Origin of the sequence: Enterobacter sp. 50588862 (assembly GCF_001462935.1) — a bacterium.
In the GTDB taxonomy this organism is placed as follows: Bacteria; Pseudomonadota; Gammaproteobacteria; order Enterobacterales; family Enterobacteriaceae; genus Enterobacter; species Enterobacter bugandensis.
In genome coordinates, this window is record NZ_LNHM01000007.1 from 794,511 (window position 1) to 815,396 (window position 20,886).

Annotated in this window: 18 protein-coding genes; 5 read left to right on the plus strand and 13 right to left on the minus strand. The window is 58.2% G+C overall.

The window, feature by feature from the left end; all coding sequences use genetic code 11:
- Position 1 precedes the first annotated feature (1 nt).
- The 5 genes from APT89_RS04170 to APT89_RS04190 are packed head-to-tail and all read right to left on the minus strand — an operon-like array spanning position 2 to position 4,729.
- Positions 2 to 1,159, minus strand: coding sequence for a branched-chain amino acid ABC transporter substrate-binding protein (locus APT89_RS04170; RefSeq protein ID WP_060571786.1), 1,158 nt, complete (start codon positions 1,157 to 1,159; stop codon positions 2 to 4).
- Between the two features lie 28 nt (positions 1,160 to 1,187).
- On the minus strand, positions 1,188 to 1,907 hold the full coding sequence (locus tag APT89_RS04175) for an ABC transporter ATP-binding protein (RefSeq protein WP_060571787.1): 720 nt from the start codon (positions 1,905 to 1,907) through the stop codon (positions 1,188 to 1,190).
- Complete coding sequence (locus tag APT89_RS04180) at positions 1,900 to 2,667, minus strand: ABC transporter ATP-binding protein (RefSeq protein ID WP_060571788.1); 768 nt, start codon at positions 2,665 to 2,667, stop codon at positions 1,900 to 1,902. Before APT89_RS04180 ends, APT89_RS04175 begins: the two co-directional genes overlap by 8 nt.
- Positions 2,664 to 3,770 carry a branched-chain amino acid ABC transporter permease gene (locus APT89_RS04185; RefSeq protein ID WP_060571789.1) on the minus strand — a complete coding sequence of 369 codons (1,107 nt, stop codon included), beginning with the start codon at positions 3,768 to 3,770 and terminating at the stop codon, positions 2,664 to 2,666. The genes APT89_RS04180 and APT89_RS04185 overlap by 4 nt, the downstream gene beginning before the upstream one ends.
- Positions 3,771 to 3,778: 8 nt before the next feature.
- Positions 3,779 to 4,729, minus strand: a complete 951-nt coding sequence (locus APT89_RS04190; RefSeq protein ID WP_045630467.1) for a branched-chain amino acid ABC transporter permease — start codon at positions 4,727 to 4,729, stop codon at positions 3,779 to 3,781.
- Positions 4,730 to 4,899: 170 nt separating this feature from the next.
- On the opposite strand from APT89_RS04190, the gene APT89_RS04195 reads away from it, so the two are divergent.
- Entirely contained in the window at positions 4,900 to 5,844 is a 945-nt protein-coding gene (locus APT89_RS04195) for a LysR substrate-binding domain-containing protein (protein ID WP_028013257.1), read from the plus strand.
- Positions 5,845 to 5,898: 54 nt separating this feature from the next.
- Here APT89_RS04195 and APT89_RS04200 read toward each other — a convergent pair whose 3' ends face one another.
- Together APT89_RS04200 and yddG are read right to left on the minus strand one after the other, a co-directional pair.
- Positions 5,899 to 7,008, minus strand: coding sequence for a porin OmpC (locus APT89_RS04200; RefSeq protein ID WP_028013256.1), 1,110 nt, complete (start codon positions 7,006 to 7,008; stop codon positions 5,899 to 5,901).
- Positions 7,009 to 7,483: 475 nt separating this feature from the next.
- Positions 7,484 to 8,362, minus strand: a complete 879-nt coding sequence (gene yddG / locus APT89_RS04205; RefSeq protein WP_028013255.1) for an aromatic amino acid DMT transporter YddG — start codon at positions 8,360 to 8,362, stop codon at positions 7,484 to 7,486.
- A gap of 221 nt (positions 8,363 to 8,583) precedes the next feature.
- Here yddG and fdnG point away from each other — a divergent pair, with 221 nt between their 5' ends.
- From fdnG to fdnI, 3 genes are read left to right on the plus strand one after another with little or no spacing between them, the layout of a single operon-like run.
- A complete protein-coding gene (gene fdnG / locus APT89_RS04215) occupies positions 8,584 to 11,631 on the plus strand; it encodes a formate dehydrogenase-N subunit alpha (protein ID WP_157846185.1) in 3,048 nt (1,015 codons plus the stop codon).
- An 11-nt stretch (positions 11,632 to 11,642) separates the two neighbouring features.
- Positions 11,643 to 12,527, plus strand: coding sequence for a formate dehydrogenase subunit beta (gene fdxH, locus APT89_RS04220; protein WP_060571791.1), 885 nt, complete (start codon positions 11,643 to 11,645; stop codon positions 12,525 to 12,527).
- Complete coding sequence (gene fdnI, locus APT89_RS04225; RefSeq protein ID WP_028013252.1) at positions 12,520 to 13,176, plus strand: formate dehydrogenase-N subunit gamma; 657 nt, start codon at positions 12,520 to 12,522, stop codon at positions 13,174 to 13,176. Before fdxH ends, fdnI begins: the two co-directional genes overlap by 8 nt.
- A gap of 58 nt (positions 13,177 to 13,234) precedes the next feature.
- Here fdnI and ppk2 read toward each other — a convergent pair whose 3' ends face one another.
- Positions 13,235 to 14,053, minus strand: a complete 819-nt coding sequence (ppk2, locus tag APT89_RS04230) for a polyphosphate kinase 2 (protein ID WP_045630464.1) — start codon at positions 14,051 to 14,053, stop codon at positions 13,235 to 13,237.
- A 164-nt stretch (positions 14,054 to 14,217) separates the two neighbouring features.
- On the opposite strand from ppk2, the gene araJ reads away from it, so the two are divergent.
- Positions 14,218 to 15,393 (plus strand): MFS transporter AraJ, encoded by a 1,176-nt coding sequence (gene araJ / locus APT89_RS04235; protein ID WP_060571792.1) that lies wholly within the window; start codon positions 14,218 to 14,220, stop codon positions 15,391 to 15,393.
- Between the two features lie 6 nt (positions 15,394 to 15,399).
- On the opposite strand, the gene APT89_RS04240 is transcribed toward araJ, so the two are convergent.
- From APT89_RS04240 to APT89_RS04260, 5 genes are read right to left on the minus strand one after another with little or no spacing between them, the layout of a single operon-like run.
- Complete coding sequence (locus APT89_RS04240) at positions 15,400 to 16,491, minus strand: alkylhydroperoxidase domain protein (protein ID WP_041909852.1); 1,092 nt, start codon at positions 16,489 to 16,491, stop codon at positions 15,400 to 15,402.
- Between the two features lie 10 nt (positions 16,492 to 16,501).
- Positions 16,502 to 17,491: a putative FMN-dependent luciferase-like monooxygenase gene (locus APT89_RS04245; RefSeq protein ID WP_041909854.1), complete on the minus strand. Its 990-nt coding sequence runs from the start codon at positions 17,489 to 17,491 to the stop codon at positions 16,502 to 16,504.
- Positions 17,488 to 19,095: a dipeptide ABC transporter ATP-binding protein gene (locus APT89_RS04250; RefSeq protein WP_060571793.1), complete on the minus strand. Its 1,608-nt coding sequence runs from the start codon at positions 19,093 to 19,095 to the stop codon at positions 17,488 to 17,490. The genes APT89_RS04245 and APT89_RS04250 overlap by 4 nt, the downstream gene beginning before the upstream one ends.
- The gene (locus APT89_RS04255; protein ID WP_060571794.1) at positions 19,092 to 19,943 is read right to left on the minus strand and encodes an ABC transporter permease; all 852 of its coding nucleotides are present in this window, start codon (positions 19,941 to 19,943) and stop codon (positions 19,092 to 19,094) included. The genes APT89_RS04250 and APT89_RS04255 overlap by 4 nt, the downstream gene beginning before the upstream one ends.
- On the minus strand, positions 19,940 to 20,884 hold the full coding sequence (locus APT89_RS04260) for an ABC transporter permease (protein ID WP_045630460.1): 945 nt from the start codon (positions 20,882 to 20,884) through the stop codon (positions 19,940 to 19,942). Before APT89_RS04260 ends, APT89_RS04255 begins: the two co-directional genes overlap by 4 nt.
- Between the last annotated feature and the right edge of the window lie 2 nt (positions 20,885 to 20,886).

The following is a 20,886-nucleotide window of genomic DNA, read 5'->3' on the forward strand; positions in this document are numbered from 1 at the left end:
GTTACTTCGCTTTTGCGCCGCCCAGCACGGTCTGCGGCTGCCATTTGCCGTCGACAACCTTATAGACCGTGAACGACGGCGATTTCAGGTTGCCCTCTTTATCAAACGCGATCTGTCCGGTAACGCCGGAATAGCTGATGGCGCGCAGGGCGGGCAGATAGTCTGATGGCTCAACGGAGTCTGCTTTTTCCATCGCCGCAACCAGCACGCGGGTGGCGTCATAGGCGAACGGGGCGTGCAGTTCGATATGGGTGTGGTAGCGGGCCTGGTAGGCCTGTACGAATGCCTTTCCACCCGGCATCTGGTCAACGGGCAGGCCCGGCTCCAGCGCCACAACGCCTTCGCCTTCTTTCTGCGCCAGTTTCAGGAACGTCTGGCTGACGAATCCGCCTGCGCCCATCAGCGTGGCATTCATGCCCAGCTGTTTAATGCGGCGAGCCAGCGGTGCGGCCTGGCTGTCGACGCCGCCGAAGAAGATCAGATCGGCGTTTTTACTGCGGATGACGGTCAGCACGGCGCTGAAATCGACCGTTTTGTCATCCACATACTGACGGTCGACAATTTTCACGCCCTGGGCTTCCAGCGATTTAATAAACTGGTCTGCAAGCCCCTGACCGAAGGCGGTACGGTCGTCGATTACCGCAATGCGTTTGGCTTTCAGGGTGTTAACCGCATACTGACCGGCGAGCTGGCCGCCGTCATCGTCGTGTCCCATCACGCGGAAGCTGGTATCAAAACCTTGTTGCGTATAGGCGTGACCGGTCGCGACCGGTGCCACCTGGGCGATGCCCGCATCGTGATAGACGCGGGCCGCTGGAATGCTGGTGCCGGTGTTCCAGTGGCCGACCACGCCCGCCACATCGCTGTCCACCAGACGCTGCGCGACGGCTACGGCAGTGCGCGGGTCAGACTGATCGTCTTCGGACTGCAGTTTGAAGGTGACCGCTTTGCCGCCGATGGTCGGATGCTGCTTGTTAATGTCGTCAATGGCCAGCTGCGCGCCGTTCTCCAGATCTTTCCCGATACGTGCTGACGGGCCGGTGAGCGGGCCTGCCAGACCGATAACCACGGTTTCGCCGTCGGCGGCCCACGAGGACGTTGAGGCAAGACCGCCGAGCAGAATAGCGGCGCTGAGCGCACTGATTTTTACTGTTTTCATTGTATTTCCCTGATGTTGGCTGGTGTGGTTAAACGGGCATTTCGCCCAAATAAATGTGTGCAATCTGGTCGTCGTTAAGCAGTGCTGTCGATTCGCCATGATGAACAATGCTGCCGCTGTCCATCACCCACGCGCTGTCGGTCACTTCCAGCGCGAGCCGGGCGTTTTGTTCGATCAGCAGCAGGGCGACGCCGCGCTCGCGCAGCCCGGCAATAACGGCAAATATGTTCTCGACCATCTTCGGGGCAAGGCCCATCGACGGCTCGTCGAGGATCAGCAGGCGCGGGCGGCTGAGGAGGGCGCGGTTAAGGGCCAGCAGCTGTTGCTCGCCGCCGGACAGCAGCCCGGCAAGCTGGTGCTGGCGCTCGCCCAGACGCGGGAAGCGTTCGAAAATCTCGTTCATCTCGCGCTTAATGGTGACAGCGTCACGTCTTAGCCAGGCGCCCATCTGCAGGTTTTCCAGTACCGTCATGCGGGAGAAGATCCCGCGGCCCTCCGGAACCATGACAAGCCCGTCGCGAAGCAGGGTCTCCGGGCTCTGTTTGCGGACCGGCCTACCGTTGAATTCAATACTGCCGCTAAAGCTTTCCAACCCGGTAATGGCGCGCACGGTGGAGCTTTTCCCCGCGCCGTTAGCGCCGATCAGCGTAGCCTGTTCGCCCTCGTGCAGGGTAAAGGAGACATCGCGTACGGCCTGAATGCCGCCGTAATGCACGTCCAGACGTTCTACCTTCAGTAATTCAGTCATGGGCGTTACCTCCAAGCCAGGCGGCGATCACTGCCGGGTCGCGCCGCACGCTTTCCGGCGTACCGCTGGCGAGCGTTTTACCGTAATCAAGCACCGTCAGGCGATCGCAGATGCCCATCACCAGCTTGACGTCATGTTCAATCATCAGCAGAGTTTTGCCGTCATCGCGGATGCGGATGAGCAGCTCGCCGAGCGCCACTTTTTCCGCCGCGTTCATCCCTGCGGCGGGCTCGTCCAGCGCCAGCAGCATCGGATCCGTCGCCAGCGCGCGGGCGATTTCAAGGCGACGCTGATGACCATAGGCCAGATCGCAGGCGCGATAGTGGGCGAACTGCGCAATGCCGGTATAGTCCAGCCAGTGCCAGGCCAGCTCGCGGGTCTGCTTCTCTTCCTCGCGGGCGCGTTTATGGCGGCTCAGCGCGGCCCACAGGCCGTTACGGGTGCGCACGTGGCGGCCCACCATAACGTTTTCCAGCACCGACATCTCGTTGAAGAGGCGCACGTTCTGGAAGGTGCGGGCAATCCCGGCGGCGGTGACTTTCTCTATGTGTTTTGGGAAGTAGGGCTTATCGGCAATCGAAAACTCACCGCTGTCCGCCGGATAAAGCCCGGTGATCAGGTTAAAGCAGGTGGTTTTTCCCGCGCCGTTGGGGCCAATCAGCCCGTAGATTTCCCCTCTGTTCACGGTGATCGAAACGTCATCCACGGCAGTCAGCCCGCCGAAGCGTTTTGACATGTTGCGTACGGTTAACAGGCTCATGCCTTCACCTCCTTGTGGCGTACCGGCCAGAGGCCTGACGGGCGCACCAGCATGACCAGTACCAGTGCCAGACCGTAAAACAGCTGGCGCAGCACTTCCGGGTCAATCAGAACCGTACCGAACAGCGCCTGCTGAACCGGCGCTGCCTGGCTGCGCAGCAGTTCCGGCAGGGCGGTAAGCAGTACCGCGCCCAGGATCACGCCCGGTATGTGCCCCATACCGCCCAGCACCACCATCGCCAGTACGGCAATGGACTCCTGCAGCGTGAAGGATTCCGGGGAGACAAAGCCCTGAAACGCGCCGAAAAGCGCACCTGCTATGCCGCCAAAGGAAGCGCCCATCGCAAAGGCGAGCAGCTTATAGTTACGCACGTTGATGCCCATCGCGCGGGCCACATCTTCATCCTCACGGATGGCGTGCCAGGCGCGGCCAATACGGGAATGCTGCAGGCGCAGGCAGACAAAAATAATCGCTAGAATCACCAGCATCAGCAGGTAGTACCACAGCCACAGGGCGGGCACTTTGAAACCAAACCAGTGGTAGACGCCGCTAAACTTCAGGCCGAACAGGTTCAGCGTATCCACCCCGGTAATGCCCTTTGCGCCGTTGGTGATGTTTACCGGACGGTCGAGGTTGCGCATCAGGATGCGGATAATTTCGCCAAAGCCGAGGGTCACTATCGCCAGGTAGTCCCCGCGCAGCTTCAGCGTGGGCGCACCGAGTAAAATCCCGCAGACTGCCGCCACGAGGGCCGCCAGCGGAATAATGAGCAGATACGAGGTGTGCAGCCCGTCCGGGAACCAGACGCCGAGGATCGGAAACACTTCCAGCAGGTGTGGGGAGGCCATCAGTGCCGCGAGGTAGGCGCCGACGGCGTAAAAGGCGATAAAGCCCATGTCCAGCAGGCCGGTATAGCCGACCACAATATTGAGCCCGAGCGCCAGCATGATGTAGAGCAGGGCAAAGTCGATAACGCGCACCCAGTAGTTGCCGCCGAGCTGCGTGGCCACCACGGGCGCTATCAGCAGCGCGAGGCAGAACAGGCTCATGCCTGACCAGAATTTGCGCGTCGCCGCCGGGGCCTGAATTTGAAGTGTTGTCATGGTATTCCTTACGCCCTGTGCGCTACGCGCTCGCCCAGCAGGCCAGCCGGACGGAAGACCAGCACCAGGATCAGCACCATAAAGGCAAAGACATCCTGATAGTTGCTGCCAAATACACCGTGGGTCAGTTCACCCAGGTAGCCTGCGCCCAGCGCTTCGATAATGCCGAGCAGGATGCCGCCAATCATGGCACCCCGAATGTTACCAATGCCCCCAAGCACTGCGGCGGTAAAGGCCTTGATCCCGGGTAAAAAGCCCATCGAGAAGCTGGCGTTACCGTAGTTGCTGGCCATCATTACGCCTGCCAGTGCGGCAAACGCCCCGCCAATCGCAAACGTCAGGGTGATAATGGCGTTTGGGTTAACCCCCATCAGCGTGGCCACGCGCGGGTTTTCCGCCACGGCGCGCATGCCGCGCCCCAGACGGGTGTATTCCACCAGCAGCCACAGCCCGGTCATCACCGCCAGCGCCAGCGCCACGGTGACAATACCGGTAACGGTCACGATGGCGGGCGGGTGCATTTCACTGCCTGACGTCACGGTAATCGGATCCATGGGCAGGATCTGCGGGAACATCAGCGGGTTGCGCGTCCAGATAATCATCGCCACGGTTTGCAGCAGGACGGATACGCCGATACCCGAGATCAGCGGCGCCAGGCGCGGAGCGTTGCGCAGTCGACGGTAGGCAAATCGCTCCACGGCCATGGCCAGCAGGGCGCACACGACCATGGCAATCATCAGGGCAACGCCGAGCTGCAACAGCAGCGGCATATGCGGGAAGGTGCTATTCAGGGCGTTAATGGCGGAGAGCGTGGTGAGCGCGCCGACCATCAGAATATCCCCGTGGGCAAAGTTAATAATGCGCAAAATGCCATACACCATGGTATAGCCCAGCGCGATCAGCGCGTAGATGCTTCCCAGCATCACACCGTTGATCAGTTGTTGTATGAGTGTATCCAACGTTTGTACCCGCAAAGTGCTCGTTCTGCGGCTACCATCCAATAAATGAATTAAATTGTAAAATACACATCTATTATTTCTTATGATAAATAAATATTGTTTTATGTTTATGATTTAAATGAAAATAGTTAAAGCCTGCTTTTGGGTGAAAAGCCTAAAGAAATCAACATATGAATAAAACAGAACAATTGGCGAGCCTGACGGCGTTTGCAGAGAGCCGCCTGGCAAACGATCCGCCGCTTCGGGCCGTTCGTGCATTCGAGGCCATCGCCAGGCTGGGGAGCGTCACGCTGGCCGCGCAGGAGCTGGATATCTCTCCGTCGGCCGTCAGTCATCAGCTCAAGGTGCTCGAAGGATACCTGCAAATGCCGCTCACGGAACGTCAGGGACGCAGGCTGGTGCTGAGCCAGCACGGGCGGGAATATTACCGCTCGATCCGTGCGGCCTTTAACGTGTTGCGCCAGGCGACGGAGCACCTGGCGGAGCAGGCGCAAACGCGTCAGGTCACCATCAGCCTGATTCCGCTTTTTGGTATGGGTTGGTTTATCCCGCGCTTGCCTGCGTTCATGCGCGCCAATCCGCAAACCGAGATCAACGTGGTGTATGCCAATCACCGTAACTATCTGAGCGACGCGTCGGATATGTCGATTCGTTTTGGTAACGGGCAGTGGGCGGGGTATCAGAGTGAAAAGCTGATTTCCGGCCAGATGGTGCCGGTGTGCAGCCGCGCGTTTTTGCGCGTTCATGGCCATATCGACACGCCTGAACAGCTGCTGCAAATGCCGCTGCTGCACGATGAAGAGCGTACGAGCTGGACGCAGTGGTTTTTGTTGCAGGGGGTAAAACGTCCACTCCGGCGCAGCGGCCCGCTGTTTGAAGACGGGCTATTGACGCTGGCGGGCGTTCAGGCAGGGCTGGGATGTGCGCTCATGCGTGAGCCGCTGATTGCGCCATATCTTGAGAGCGGCGAGCTGGTCAAGATATTTGACTTACCGATTGATGACGGGCGCGATTATTACCTCTGCGTGCGTTCAGATTCAGAGATGACCGAAGACGGCAAGCTGCTGCAAACCTGGCTGCGTCGGGCGGCAGGCGGGGAGTTGTCTGTCGGGTAAAAGCGGAAGATAAAAAAAGCCAGCGTGTTACGCTGGCTTTTGTACTGACAAATCTTAGAACTGGTAGGTCAGACCCAGCGCCACGATGTTGTCGGTACCGATACCTGCCTGGCGAGTGAACTGGTTGTCGTCGAGCAGGTTGATTTTGTAATCCACGTAGGTGGACATGTTTTTGTTAAAATAATAGGTCGTGCCAACATCGATGTATTTAACCAGATCCTGGTCGCCGAAGTTCTCGATGTCTTTGCCTTTAGACTGCAGGTAAGCGATGGATGGACGCAGGCCAAAGTCGAACTGATACTGAGCCACAACTTCGAAGTTTTGCGCCTTGTTTGCAAAGCCGTAGATGTCGCTGCGGTTACCGTTAGAGGTGCCGAAACGGGTTGCGTTATAGGTCTGAGAGTACTGCGCCGCGAGGTAAACGTTGTTCGCGTCGTACTTCACGCCGCCGCTGTACACTTCAGCGCGGTCGCCTTCACCGTATACGCCTGCTGCATTCTGGTCAGCGGTACGACGGGAAGAGGACATTGCACCACCGACGCTGAAGCCTTCACCCAGATCGTAAGTCAGAGACGCGCCGTAGCCGTCGCCGTTCTGGTTCAGCAGGCTGCGGCCGTTAGTGTTTTCACCGCTTACGCTGCCATTTTTACCCTGGTACTGCAGGGCAAAGTTCAGGCCGTCAACCAGACCGAAGAAGTCCTGGTTACGGTAAGTTGCCACGCCGTTTGCACGAGACTGCAGGAAGTTGTCGGCACCGTAGGTGTCACCGCCGAATTCTGGCAGAACGTCGGTCCAGGAAGTCACGTCGTAAATCACGCCGTAGTTACGACCGTAATCGAATGAACCGGCTTCAGCGAACTTCAGACCTGCGAAGGCCACACGGGTCCAGGACTGGTTGTCGCCTTCGTCCTTGTTACCCTGAATCTGGTATTCCCACTGGCCGTAACCGGACAGCTGGTCGTTAACCTGGGTTTCACCCTTGAAGCCGATACGCATGTAGGTTTTATCACCGTCTGCGCCTGCGTCATCAGAGAAATAGTGCAGACCTGTCACTTTACCGTACAGATCCAGCTTGTTACCGTCTTTGTTATAAATCTCAGCTGCGTTTACAACGCCTGCTGCCAACATGGAAGTGACTGCCACTGCAACTAATTTAAGTTTCATCTTAAATATTCCTTATAATTTTTTTCAGTATTTCCTGAACCATCGCGAACGATTTCTAAACGAGGCTGTTCGTCAACGGCGTGCTATTTTTAAAAATCTTGTAGTTGTCTTTCAATAATAAGTTTCAAAATATGAGTAATAATTTCATTTAGTGTGATCGAGATCGGGTTAATGACGCCTGAATAAAATGCTGTGGCGATTATTTAATCAGTATGAGTTTATTTTTTGGCAACCATGATGGCGAATATTATTGCATTTCGTGTTATTAAGAGCGGTAATATTCGCAGGGAAGTAGTTACGCAGCGGTGTCAGGTTATGTCAATTTGATGCCGGGGGAATTGACGAAGGAAGCTAATATAAACAGAACATCAACAAATGCACTAATGTTCTGATTAATATATTACGATGTGATCACATATTAAATTTATGTTAATTTTTATGCCGGATTTAATCGAACCCGGCATAAATCTGAACCCTATTTTCGTGTAGCGTACCAGCAGAGCAATGACCCGGCGCAGACCATCAACGCGCCCTGCCAGAACGAAAAAGAGAGGGGTGAGCTTAGCAGCACGGCTGCAAGCGCGGCGGAGAGCACGGGAGTAAAATAGGATACGGCAGCCAGCACCGTGACGTTACCGTGCAGAATGCCAATATTCCATGCCGCATAGCCAAACCCAAGCGCAATGCCGCACATAACGAGCTTCACGATAACCGGAAAGCTGAACACCATTTCTGGCTGATCGCTAATAGTATATTTCACCCACAGGCTCAGCGCAGTGAGCAAAACAAAGAGGGTAATACCGTTTTGCCCTTTGGCAAATTTGGCGGTTACGGTGCAGTAGGCGGCCCAGATAAATGCTCCGGCAAAAGCAAGCGTATAGCTAAGGGGATTAGAGACGACATTGCGGATTATTTCATCAATGTGTAATCCTTGCTCACCTCCTAATACCCAACACACGCCGAGCAGAGCGATAGCTAAACCGGGGACGACCCACAGCGTTGATTTCTGTCCGTTGAATAAAATAGCAAAGACGATCGTCAGGCTCGGCCAGAGATAATTAACCATACCGACTTCTATGGCCTGCGCTCGCGTGGCGGCATAGCCTAACGACAGCGCCAGACAAATTTCGTAACTGACAAACAGTACGCTGCCTGCAATAAGATACCCGGGTGAGAAACGTTTAATATCAGGAAATCCTACCGTTACCAGGCACAATAACCCGCTGAGGGTGTAAATCATCGCCGCGCCGCCGACGGGCCCCAGCCCCTCGCTTACGCTGCGAATCAGGCCCACCATTGTGCTCCATAGCAGTATCGCCGCCAGCCCCGTGAGCGTTGCTCTCTTTCTGTCCATTACGTTTTCATCGCTAATAAAATCAAAGGGAAAATGTATAGCATTAATTCTGACCCTGTCGCGAATTATTCTCCCACGTGTTTAACCCTTAAGGATTATTCAAACGCGGCAGCGGTGACTATTAAGGGGGCGACGTCAGGCGACCTTGATTTGACGCAAAAAAAACAGGGGCTTTAATGTTAGTTTGCGGCGCGAAGTCTTATCAGATAACGAGGACAACAATGGACGTCAGCCGCAGACAATTTTTCAAAATCTGCGCGGGCGGTATGGCCGGAACCACAGCCGCAATGCTGGGATTTGCTCCCAAAATGGCGCTGGCTCAGGCACGCAACTATAAGCTGCTGCGTGCGAAAGAGATCCGTAACACCTGCACATACTGCTCCGTGGGTTGTGGGCTATTGATGTATAGCCTGGGCGATGGCGCGAAGAACGCCAGAGAAGCGATTTACCATATTGAAGGGGATCCGGATCATCCGGTGAGCCGTGGGGCGCTGTGCCCGAAAGGGGCGGGACTGCTGGACTATGTCCACAGCGAAAACCGCCTCCGCTACCCGGAATACCGCGCGCCGGGCTCCGACAAATGGCAGCGTATCTCCTGGGATGAGGCGTTCTCCCGTATTGCAAAACTGATGAAAGCTGACCGTGACGCCAACTTTATTGAAAAGAACGAGCAGGGCGTGACGGTCAACCGCTGGCTCTCTACCGGGATGCTGTGTGCATCTGCGGCAAGCAATGAAACCGGCATGCTGACGCAAAAATTTGTGCGCTCTCTCGGCATGCTGGCGGTAGACAACCAGGCGCGCGTCTGACACGGACCAACGGTAGCAAGTCTTGCTCCAACATTTGGTCGCGGTGCGATGACCAACCACTGGGTTGATATTAAAAACGCAAACGTCGTGGTGGTGATGGGCGGTAACGCCGCTGAAGCCCATCCGGTGGGATTCCGCTGGGCGATGGAAGCGAAAAACAACAACGATGCGACGCTTATCGTCGTCGATCCGCGCTTTACGCGTACGGCATCGGTGGCGGATATCTATGCGCCGATCCGCTCCGGTACGGACATTACGTTCCTCTCCGGCGTGCTGCTGTACCTGATCGAAAACAACAAAATTAACGCGGACTACGTTAAGCATTACACCAACGCGAACCTGCTGGTGCGGGATGATTTTGCCTTCGATGACGGGCTGTTCAGCGGCTATGACGCTGAAAAACGCCAGTACGACAAAACGTCCTGGAACTATCAGTTCGATGAAAACGGCTATGCGATGCGGGATGAAACGCTCACGCATCCGCGCTGCGTGTGGAACCTGCTGAAGCAGCACGTTTCCCGCTATACGCCGGAAGTGGTGGAGAACATCTGCGGCACGCCGAAAGCGGACTTCCTGAAAGTGTGCGAGGTGCTGGCCTCCACCAGCGCCGCTGACAGAACCACCACGTTCCTGTATGCGCTGGGCTGGACGCAGCACACCGTGGGCGCGCAGAACATCCGTACCATGGCGATGATCCAGCTGCTGCTCGGCAACATGGGGATGGCCGGTGGCGGCGTGAACGCTCTTCGAGGCCACTCTAACATTCAGGGCTTAACCGATCTCGGTCTGCTCTCCACCAGCCTGCCGGGCTACCTGACGCTGCCGTCGGAAAAGCAGGCCAGTCTGCAAGCGTATCTTGAAGCTAATACGCCAAAAGCAACGCTGCCGGACCAGGTGAACTACTGGAGCAACTATCCGAAGTTCTACGTCAGCCTGATGAAATCCTTCTACGGCGACGCGGCGCAGAAGGAGAATGACTGGGGCTTTGAGTGGCTGCCCAAGTGGGATCAGGCTTACGACGTCATCAAGTATTTCAACATGATGGATAAGGGCGACGTCACCGGTTATATCTGCCAGGGCTTTAACCCGGTGGCGTCATTCCCGGATAAAAACAAAGTCGTGCGCAGCCTGAGCAAGCTGAAGTACATGGTGGTTATCGATCCGCTGGTGACCGAGACCTCCACCTTCTGGCAGAACCACGGGGAATCCAACGATGTCGATCCGGCGTCGATTCAGACCGAAGTGTTCCGCCTGCCCTCCACCTGCTTTGCGGAAGAGGACGGCTCTATTGCCAACTCCGGCCGCTGGCTGCAGTGGCACTGGAAAGGGCAGGATGCACCGGGCGAAGCGCGTAACGACGGCGAAATTCTGGCCGGCATTTATCATCGTCTGCGCGAAATGTACCGCACCGAAGGCGGCAAAGGCGCGGAGCCGCTGCTGAAGATGAGCTGGCACTACAAGCAGCCGGATCGTCCTGAGTCTGAGGAAGTCGCGAAAGAGAACAACGGCGTGGCGCTGGCGGATCTCTACGACGCCAACGGCAGCCTGGTGGCGAAAAAAGGCCAGCTGCTGAACAGCTTTGCGCTGCTGCGTGACGACGGTACCACGGCATCGTCCTGCTGGATCTACACCGGCAGCTGGACGGAGCAGGGTAACCAGATGGCGAACCGCGATAACGCTGACCCGTCAGGCCTGGGCAACACGCTGGGCTGGGCATGGGCGTGGCCGCTGAACCGTCGCGTGCTGTACAACCGCGCGTCCGCCGACGTGAACGGCAAGCCGTGGGATCCGAAACGGATGCTGATCCAGTGGAACGGGGCGAAGTGGACGGGGAACGACATTCCGGATTACAACACCGCCGCGCCGGGCAGCAACACCGGGCCATTCATCATGCAGCCGGAAGGGCTGGGGCGCCTGTTCGCCCTCAACAAGCTGGCAGAAGGGCCATTCCCGGAACACTACGAGCCGATGGAAACGCCGCTGGGGACCAACCCGCTGCACCCGAATGTGGTCTCAAGCCCGGTGGTGCGCATCTACGAAGAGGACGTGCTGCGCTTAGGCAAAAAGGACAAATTCCCGTACGTGGGGACGACCTACCGCCTGACCGAGCATTTCCACACCTGGACCAAGCACGCGCGGCTTAATGCCATCGCGCAGCCGGAACAGTTTGTGGAGATAAGCGAAACGCTGGCTAAGGCGAAAGGCATTGCCAATGGCGATCGCGTGAAGGTTAGCAGCAAGCGCGGCTTTATTCGCGCCGTGGCGGTGGTGACCCGTCGTTTGCAAAGTCTGAACGTGCACGGCCAACAGGTGGAAACCATCGGTATTCCGCTGCACTGGGGCTTTGAAGGGGTGGCGCAGAAAGGCTATATCGCCAACACCCTGACGCCAAACGTCGGCGATTCCAACTCGCAAACGCCGGAGTACAAAGCGTTTCTGGTCAACATCGAGAAAGCGTAAGGAGCGATTAAATGGCGATGGAAACACAAGACATTATTAAACGCTCCGCGACTAACCCGATTACCCCCGCGCCTCGCGCGCGGGACTATAAGGCAGAGGTCGCCAAGCTTATCGACGTCTCCTCCTGCGTGGGCTGTAAGGCCTGCCAGGTGGCCTGTTCGGAGTGGAACGATATCCGCGACGAGGTGGGGCACTGCGTCGGGTTCTACGATAACCCGGCGGATCTGAGCGCCAAATCCTGGACGGTGATGCGCTTTAGCGAAACCGACCAGAACGGCAGGCTGGAGTGGCTGATCCGCAAGGACGGCTGTATGCACTGTGAAGATCCGGGCTGCCTGAAGGCGTGTCCGTCTGCCGGTGCGATAATTCAGTACGCCAACGGGATCGTCGACTTCCAGCAGGATAACTGCATCGGCTGCGGCTACTGCATCGCGGGCTGTCCATTTAATATCCCACGCCTCAATAAAGAGGATAACCGGGTATACAAATGCACCCTGTGCGTGGACCGCGTCAGCGTCGGGCAGGAGCCTGCGTGCGTGAAGACCTGTCCGACCGGTGCGATCCACTTCGGCACCAAAAAAGAGATGCTCGACGTGGCGCAAGAGCGCGTGGAGAAGCTGAAAGCGCGCGGCTACGACAAGGCGGGCATTTACAACCCGCAGGGCGTGGGCGGCACGCACGTGATGTACGTGCTGCATCACAACGACCAGCCGGAGCTGTATCACAACCTGCCGAAAGATCCGGCGATCGATACCTCCATTAACCTGTGGAAAGGGGCGCTTAAACCGCTCTCTGCGGCGGGCTTTATCGCCACCTTTGCGGGGCTGATCTATCACTACATCGGTATCGGCCCGAATAAAGAGGTGGATGACGACGAGGAGGAGCATCATGAGTAAGTCGAAAATGATAGTGCGCACCAAATTTGTCGATCGCGCCTGTCACTGGACGGTGGTCATTTGCTTCTTCCTGGTGGCGGTATCCGGAATTTCGTTCTTTTTCCCGACGCTACAGTGGCTTACGGAAACCTTCGGGACGCCGCAGATGGGGCGCATTCTGCATCCGTTCTTCGGCGTGCTGATTTTCGTGGTGCTGATGTTTATGTTCGTGCGCTTTGTCCATCACAATATTCCGGACAAGCAGGACATCCCGTGGGTGAAAGGGATTGTCGAAGTCCTGAAGGGTAACGAGCATAAAGTCGCGAAGGTGGGGAAATACAATGCCGGACAGAAGATGATGTTCTGGACCATCATGAGCATGATTTTTGTGCTGCTGGTGACCGGCGTGATGATCTGGCGTCCGTATTTTGCACAGTACTTCCCGATCCAGGTGGTGCGTTACGCGCTGCTAATTCACGCGACGTCTGCCATCATCCTGATTCATGCCATCCTGATCCATATGTATATGGCGTTCTGGGTTAAAGGGTCGATCAAAGGGATGATTGAAGGGAAGGTGAGCCGCCGCTGGGCGCAGAAACATCACCCGCGCTGGTATCGTGATGTGGAACGGCTGGAGGCGAAACAGGAAAGTACGGAAGGGATGAAGTAAGACCTGCGCCGTCGGCTCTGCCCGGCGGCGCTGCGCTTGCGCGAGCCTACTCTTCAAATCAAAACCGCTCTTCCACATACCGGAACGGGTATTTCGTGGGTTTGACTTTGCCGATTTTGCGCTTCGGTAAATCCACCTTGTCGACGTGAATTTCTTTATACGGGATCTGCGAAAGTAGATGCGAAATAATATTCAGACGCACGCGTTTTTTATCTTCAGAACGGGCGACAAACCACGGTGCCCAGGCTGTATCGGTGGCTTCAAACATGGCGTCGCGCGCGCGGGTGTATTCGTCCCAGAGGTTAAAGGATTTAATATCCATCGGCGACAGCTTCCAGATCTTACGCCCATCGTTGATGCGGTCGCGCAGGCGCCGCTCCTGCTCTTTCGGCGTCACCTCCAGCCAGTACTTCAGCAGGATAATTCCGGCATCGACCATCGCTTTTTCCATAACCGGCGCGCCGTCTAAAAATTTCTCCGCCTGTTCCTCCGTGCAGAACCCCATCACCCGCTCCACGCCCGCGCGGTTATACCAGCTGCGATCGAAGATCACGATTTCACCCGCCGAGGGCAGGTGAGGCACATAGCGCTGGAAGTAGAGCTGGCTTTTCTCTTTATCCGTTGGGGCAGGAAGCGCAACAACGCGAAACACGCGGGGGCTGACGCGCTCGGTGATCGCTTTAATGGTGCCGCCTTTGCCGGCGCCGTCGCGTCCCTCAAAAACAATGCACACCTTCAATCCTTTGGCGACGACCCACTGCTGGAGCTTAACCAGTTCGACGTGCAGGCGGCGGAGCTCTTTTTCATACTCTTTGGTCTTAAGGGGGGCATTCGATACGACATCAACAGCGACAGGGGTTTTCTTTTTGCTTCCCATGATTGTCATCCTCAGGTTGTCCGGCGTGGAAAAAGCGAGGCCGCACTATGAAGTGTAATCCACCTGAATTAATGGATTAACGTGTCAGCCAGCTGATTTGAACTGGCTCACCATACAAGATTATTTAATAATGCCCTCGCGAATGATTAACCGGTGGTTGAGGCATGAAAAAGACAATATTTTCGTTGGCGCTTGGCACATTTGGCCTGGGTATGGCTGAATTTGGCATTATGGGGGTGTTAACCGAGCTGGCGCACGACACCGGCATTTCGATTCCTTCCGCCGGGAATATGATCTCGTTTTATGCCTTCGGCGTGGTGATTGGCGCGCCGATTGTGGCGCTGTTCTCCTGCAAGTTCTCGTTAAAAACGACGCTGCTGTTTCTGGTTGCCATGTGCGCAGTCGGAAATGCCCTGTTTACGTTTTCAACGTCATATTTCTGGCTGGCGTTGGGGCGCTTGATTTCCGGTTTTCCGCACGGCGCGATTTTCGGCGTCGGGGCGATTATCCTCTCTAAAATTGCGCCACCCGGTAGGGTGACGGTCGCGGTGGCCGGGATGATCGCCGGGATGACCGTGGCCAACCTGGTGGGCGTCCCGCTCGGCACCTGGCTGGGGCACCAGTTCAGTTGGCGTTATACCTTTTTCCTGATAGCCCTGTTCGATGCGCTGGTGATCCTCTCGGTGCTGCTCTGGGTGCCGGACATCCATGACAAATCAGAAATCAAATTGTCCGAGCAGTTTCAGTTCCTGAAGAAACCGGAACCCTGGCTGATTTTTGCCGCCACCATGTTTGGCAATGCTGGCGTGTTCGCGTGGTTCAGCTTCGTTAAGCCGTTTATGGTCAACGTTTCTGGCTTTTCCGAAGGGATGATGACGGCCATCATGATGCTGATGGGCCTTGGCATGGTGTTGGGCAATCTGCTGAGCGGCAAACTGTCGGGGCGCTTTAGCCCGCTGCGCATTGCGGCCATCACCGATATGGTGATTGTCGCCTCGCTGCTGCTGCTTTTCGCCCTGGGCGAACTGAAAACGGCCTCGCTGGTAATGGGCTTTATCTGCTGTGCCGGGCTGTTTGCGCTCTCTGCACCGCTGCAAATTTTGCTTCTGCAAAATGCGAAGGGCGGTGAGATGCTGGGGGCAGCCGGAGGGCAGATGGCGTTTAATCTCGGCAGCGCGATCGGGGCGTACTTTGGTGGGATGATGATTACCCTCGGCTTTAGCTGGCGCTACGTCACGCTGCCTGCGGCGCTCCTCTCGTTCTCGGCCATGAGCGCGCTGTTGATCTACGGTTACCTGCGGGCCAGACAGGCTCAGGCTAACGCTCGCGCGCTAGCCTGATTGCATTCAGGCAAGCCAGGGCTCACCCAGCGTCAGCATCAGGCGGTTGGCCCAGGCGAAGAACGCAGCGGACTGCACCAGGTCAAGCTGCGCCAGGGTATCAAGCCCCTCTTTTTCCAGAGCAGCGAGGTGCAGCGGCGTGGCGGCAGGCGGGGTAACCGACAGCGCTGCCGCAAAATTAATTTCCGCCTGCCAGCGCGCAGATTGCCCCTCGCTCAGGGAGCGTCCCGGACGTACGGCCAGCAGGGCCTCTACCGCCGCGTCATCCTTTGACAGCTGGCTGGCTTTGCGCGCATGGACAGAGGCGCAGTAGATGCAGCCGTTAATTTTACTGGCTACCGTTGCGGCCAGCTCGCGTTCGGCGCGCGGCAATCCCCCCGGCGTATAAAAAATTCCTTTATCCGTTAGCGTGCGCTGTTCAAGCACCGGCAGGTTGCGCCCCAGCAGGCGGAAGTAGTCGGAATCGGTATGGCCAAATTTCGCCAGAACGGCAACCTCGTCATCACGGAAGTCCGCCAGCGGTTTGGCGTCGATCCACGGCTCCCAGCCCAGCTCCTGCTGGGTGAACGCGACGGGAGCCGTCTTCCCGGAGACCGTGGTTGCGGTTGTATGCCAGATGCCTGCCGCCACCGGCGCATCGCTTGCCACCACCGGCTTGTCATTTAGCAGCCGCAGCCCGGCGACGAGTCGGCTCTGAAAGCTGACAAACGCAACAAGCTGCGCCAGGGTAACAATGCCTCCCTTGCTCCAGCCCGCCCGGGTCAGCGCCGTCAACGCGGACGGCGTGGCTTCGACGGGAGAGAACGTCAGCAGGCGCGCGAAGTGCAGCGCCGGGGTCAGGCGTTCGGATGTTGGGTCGGCCAGGCCAAACCCCGCATAGTGCGCGGCCAGCGCCTCCGCGTTGTGCCACCTGGCGACTTTTGCCGCGACGGCGAAGCGCTCGTCCAGCGCAAAATCGCTATCCTGCTGGGTAAATAAGATTTCGTAGCTGCCCTGTGCGTGGCGCGTGGCGGCGTCCCGCGTGGCGCGCGCCTCTGCCAGAGGGGAACCGGGTTTAATTTCCGCCAGCTCGGCGAGAATGTCGTGACTTAATGACATAGGTGTCTCCTCAAAGTATGTGGGGGGCAATCCGTTCGGCGATCAGTTCGATGGAGCGCAGCGTGTCGCGATGGGTGGGCTCAACCGAATGGACCTGGAATGAGATGTCCGTGGCGCGCCGGAGAACGGAATCAGCCTGCAGCGAATGCAGCACCGTCTCTGGCGAGCCGATATGGGCGTCGAACTGGCGACGAAAATCTGTGACAGTGTCACCTTTAACCGCGTGTCCGGCAGCGCGATGCTGCTGGGCCTGCCTGGTGAGACCCGGCGTGGCGACCTTCAGCGCGTAGTCATCGCTGTCGGCGACGAACGCCGTACGGGAGGCCAGAATGCGCGGTGCAATGCCCGCAGGCAGAGCCTCAAGGTAGGCATCCACAATCGGGTTCTGGATCGCGTCGAGCGTCAAATCAAACTGGTCTGCCGGGCGCGGCTGCGTGCGGGAGAGCATCAAACCGTGTCCGGCCCGCGCGGCGCGAACGGCACCGTCGACGGAAAAGGTGGCAATCCAGATCCGTTCAGCCAGCTGTGGCGCTGGCGGATAAAGGTGGTTATCCGGATGGGTGAGCGAATCCCCGCGCCAGGCGCTCTGGATCATATGCAAATGGTCAGCAAAGGCCGCGCCGCGCTGTTCAAACGTCAGTCCGAACGGCAGGAAAGAGGTCGGCGTGCCGCCCGAACCAAAACCGACTTCGAGACGACCATCGGCGAGTAAATCCAGCACCGCCGCATCTTCCGCCACGCGCAGCGGGTTTTCCATCGGCAGGGTAATGATGGCCGTGCCCAGGCGGATGGTTTCGGTATGCGCCGCAACGTGGGCCAGAAACAGCAGCGGCGACGGCAGGCCGCCTTCACTTTCGTGGAAGTGGTGCTGCGCGATCCAGGCGCTGTCAAAACCGTGGCGTTCGGCGTGGCGGATCTGTTCGGTTGCCAGACGATAGCGTTCCTTCGGCGTGGCGTCGTCAAGCAGGCGGGTGAAAAATCCCAGGCGTTTTCGCGTCATGCGAACTCCTCCGTAGCGGGTGAAAAATGGGGAATGGCGGCAATCAGCTCGCGGGTATAGTCGTTCTGCGGCGACGTGAATAAGGTCTCGACGTCACCGTGTTCGACCACCTGGCCGCTGCGCAGCACCGTGACGCTGTGGGCGATCCGGCGGACGATAGAAAGATCGTGCGTGATAAAGAGGTAGGTCAATCCCAGTTGCTGCTGCAGCTGCTGAAGCAGTGCCAGAATCTGCGCCTGTACGGTGACGTCCAGCGCGGAGGTAGCTTCGTCCAGCACCAGAATTGTCGGCTCCAGAATCAGCGCCCGGGCGATAGCTACGCGCTGGCGCTGCCCGCCTGAAAGCTCCCTTGCGGTGCGGGTCAGGAGTTCGACGGGCAGGGCAACCCGCTGCGCCACGGTCTCCACCCGGAGCTTGCGCTCCGCCTTGCTGAGGCGAGCAAAGTTCTTCAGCGGCTCTTCGATGATGTCAAACAGGGTTTGACGCGGGTCGAGAGAGGCGAACGGGTTCTGGTAGACAAACTGGATCTTCTGGCGCAGCTGACGACGAGCCTCGCGACTGAGCGTGGTGGCATCAATATCATCAATAATGACCTGTCCGCTGTCCGCCTGTTCAAAACCCAGCAAAATACGGGCGAGGGTGGTTTTCCCGGAGCCGGATTCACCGACCAGCGCATGCGTGCTGCCGCGCCTGACGTCAAACGTCACCCGATCCAGCGCCTGAAGGTGATGACCTTTGCCCAGCGAGAACCGTTTGCTGATGGCGCGGGCGCGAATGGCAGGTGACGCCAGAGGAAGGCCAGCTACCGGGGCAATGGTCAGGCGCTGGCCCTGGAGATCGCTCAACAGCTGGCGGGTATAGGCGTGCTGCGGCGTGCGGACAATGTCGGCGGTGTCGCCGTGCTCCTGAACCTCGCCGTTGCGAAACACCAGCAGCCTGTCCGCGCGCTGGGCAGCCAGCGCCAGATCGTGAGTGACAAACAGAACCGCAGTACCCGATTCCCGGCGCAGGATATCCAGCAGATCGAGAATGCGTTTTTGCACCGTCACGTCCAGCGCGCTGGTGGGCTCATCGGCAACGATCACGTCCGGGCGCAGGGCGATGGCGATGGCAATCAGCACGCGCTGTTTCATCCCGCCGGAGAGCTGATGCGGATACTGCTTCATGCGCTGTTCGGGATGGCTCAGGCCGACCTTTGTCAGCAGGGCGAGCACCTGCTCGTCGCGCTGGAGTGCCGTTACCTTTTGGTGCTGCTGAATAATTTCCCCGACCTGTACGCCGATCGTCTTCACCGGGTTGAGTGAATTACCCGGATCCTGCGGAACCAGGCTGATTCGCGCGCCGCGAAGGGTATCGAGACGCTTCGCTGACCACCGGCTAATCTCCTCGCCGTTGAGCACGATTTTCCCTGCATCGCGTCGGGCGTTATCCGCCAGCAGACCGATGATCGCCTGTGCCGTGGTGGTTTTGCCTGAGCCGGATTCACCGACAAAGGCCAGCATTTCCCCCCGCCGGAGGGTGAAGCTGACGTTATGCACCACCTCGCGCCACTGGCGCGCGGTACGGTAGCTGATGGTCAGGTTTTCTACCGAGAGTACGGTCATTTCAGGCCTCCGCTGAACTGCTGGCTGATACGGTTGGTGGCAAGCACGACGGCGATGACGACCACGCCGGGGAAGGTAGTTAACCACCAGGCGGTAGAGAGATAGTTACGGCCTTCGGCAATCAATAAGCCCCATTCCGGAACGGGCGGCGGGGTACCGTAGCCGAGAAAGCTCAGCGTGGAAAGCGCCAGAATGGCCTGACCAAACTGCAGCGTGGCAAAGGCGAGAACGGCGGTTAAGGCGTTGGGCAGGATGTGTCGCCACAGGACCGCCAGGAACGTCCCGCCGCTGCCAAACGCCGCCTCGACATAATCCGTATGGCGGATACGCACCACTTCACCGCGCGCGAGGCGGGCGAAGCTGGCGATGGAGGCAACGCCGACGGCAATGGCGGCGTTAACGGTGCCAAACCCGAGCAGAATAATGACCGTCAGCGAGAGCAGCAGAGACGGAATGGACAGCAGCACGTCGACAAAACGCATCAGGAAAGACTCGACGCGTCCGGCGAACGCGCCGGCGATCACCCCCAGACCGGTGCCCACCACCAGCCCCATCGTGACGGCAGCGAGCGCTGCGCTCAGGGAGTGGGACGCACCATACACAATGCGGGTGTAAACATCGCGGCCAAGCTGATCGGTGCCGAGCCAGTGACCCGCCTGCGGTGCCAGACGTTGTGCCCCGGCGATGCCCTCAACCGGGCTGTAGTGAGTTAACAGGCCGGGGGCTACGGCAGCAAAAATCGCGAGAATAATCACCGCCCACGCCAGCCACAGTCCCGGCTGCCACGCGACGCCCTGCCAGCCGGGAACGCGTTTTCGCGCGGCGGCAGCGTAATCGACCAGGCTCATGATGCACCTCCGGTAACGGTTTGCAGACGGGGATCCAGCAGCGGCATCAGCAGGTCCACCAGCAGATTGATCAGGACAAAGCCGAGAGCGGAAATCATGACCACCGCCTGAAGCACGGCGATGTCCTGGTTGTTCACCGCCTGCTGGGTCAGCTGCCCGAGCCCGCTGCGGCCAAATACGGTTTCGGTGATCAGCGCCCCGGCAATCAGCTCGCCCAGCAGCAGCCCGGCAATATTGAGTACCGGCAGCAGCGCGTTGCCGGTGACGTGGCGCCACAGGACGGCGGTTTCACTCAGCCCTTTGGCGCGGGCAACGGCGACAAACGGCTGCATCGCCACCTGGTCCAGGCTGCGCATCAGAATTTGTGCCAGCGGGGCGGAGATTGGGATCGCGACGGTCACGATCGGCAGGATCAGCCCCTGCAGCGGCGTCGGATTAATCACCGGGATCAGCCGCAACTGAAAAGAAAAAAGCTGAATGAGGGCAATCCCCAGCCAGAACGTGGGTAAGGAGATAAACAGAACCGGCAGAGACTGGAGGGTATTACTCAGCCAGCGCAGACCCGGCAGACGCGACGCAAAGGCCAGCGCAAACGCCAACAGGACCGCGAGTAAAAAGGCGGGCAGGGCGAGGCTCAGGGTATCCGGCAGATTGCTGGCAATCAGCTCGCTGACCGGCACCCCTGCCTGTAATGAATAGCCGAAATCTCCGCGCAGCATCGCCAGCAGCGTGTGGCCGTATTGCTGCCACAGCGGGCTGTCCGCGCCGTAGGCCACGCGCATCTCCTCGATTTGCGCCGGGCTTAGGCCCAGGTCCGGGTTCTGAAATTTAATCAGCACCGCGTCGCCAGGCAGTACCTGGAGCAACACGAACGAGAGGGTAAAGGCGGCCCACAGCACCAGCAGCCCGTGCCCAAGACGTTGAAGAAGTGCGTGGCGCATCG